Here is a 1,192-nt window from a genome sequence, read left to right as displayed (position 1 = left end):
GCTTACTCGGTGATGGAGGCGACGACGCCTGCGCCGACGGTGCGGCCGCCCTCGCGGATGGCGAAGCGCAGCTTCTCCTCCATCGCGACCGGCACGATCAGCGTCACGTCCATCGTCACGTTGTCGCCCGGCATCACCATCTCGGTGCCCTCGGGCAGCTGGCACACCCCCGTCACGTCCGTCGTCCGGAAGTAGAATTGCGGACGGTAGTTGGTGAAGAACGGCGTGTGACGCCCGCCCTCGTCCTTCGTCAGGATGTACGCCTCGGCCTTGAACTTCGTGTGCGGCTTCACCGAACCCGGCTTGCACACGACCTGCCCACGCTCCACGTCCTCGCGCTTGGTGCCGCGCAGCAGAACCCCGACGTTGTCGCCCGCCTGCCCCTGGTCCAGAAGCTTGCGGAACATCTCGACGCCCGTCACCGTCGTCGTCGTCGTCGGGCGGATCCCGACGATCTCCACCGTCTCACCCACCTTGATGATCCCGCGCTCGACGCGGCCCGTCACCACCGTGCCGCGCCCCGAAATCGAGAACACGTCCTCAATCGGCATCAGGAACGGAAGGTCGATCGGACGATCAGGCTGCGGAATGTACGCATCCACCGTCTTCATCAGCTCCAGGATCGCCTCGTGGCCGATCTTCGGCTCGCGGTTCTCCAGCGCGCACAACGCCGAGCCCTTGGTGATCGGGATGTCGTCGCCCGGGAAGTCGTACTTCGACAGAAGCTCGCGCACTTCCAGCTCGACAAGCTCGAGCAGCTCCTCGTCGTCGACCATGTCGACCTTGTTCATGAACACCACCAGCGCCGGAACGCCGACCTGCCGCGCCAGCAGGATGTGCTCGCGGGTCTGCGGCATCGGGCCGTCCGCCGCCGACACGACCAGGATCGCGCCGTCCATCTGCGCCGCACCCGTGATCATGTTCTTCACGTAGTCGGCGTGCCCGGGGCAATCCACGTGCGCGTAGTGACGGTTCGCGGTCTCGTACTCGACATGCGCCGTCGAGATCGTGATCCCGCGCGCCTTCTCCTCCGGCGCCTTGTCGATCTGGTCATACGCCGTGAACGTCGCCCCACCCGTCTCGGCCAGGACCTTCGTGATCGCCGCGGTCAGAGAGGTCTTGCCATGGTCAACGTGACCGATGGTGCCGATGTTGCAGTGCGGCTTCGTCCGCGAAAACTTTTCCTTGGCCA

1 protein-coding gene is annotated in these 1,192 nt (G+C 65.4%); it reads right to left on the bottom strand.

Features of this window, described 5'->3' with window-relative positions:
* Positions 1–2 precede the first annotated feature (2 nt).
* The coding region (gene tuf / locus VP06_RS32950) for an elongation factor Tu (RefSeq protein WP_063928490.1) at positions 3–1,192 on the bottom strand (1,190 nt) is incomplete at its 5' end.

This window comes from Methylobacterium aquaticum (assembly GCF_001043915.1).
Taxonomy (GTDB): domain Bacteria; phylum Pseudomonadota; class Alphaproteobacteria; order Rhizobiales; family Beijerinckiaceae; genus Methylobacterium; species Methylobacterium aquaticum.
The sequence above is the reverse complement of the archived record's forward strand: the minus strand, read 5'-3'. Positions and strand labels throughout refer to the sequence as shown.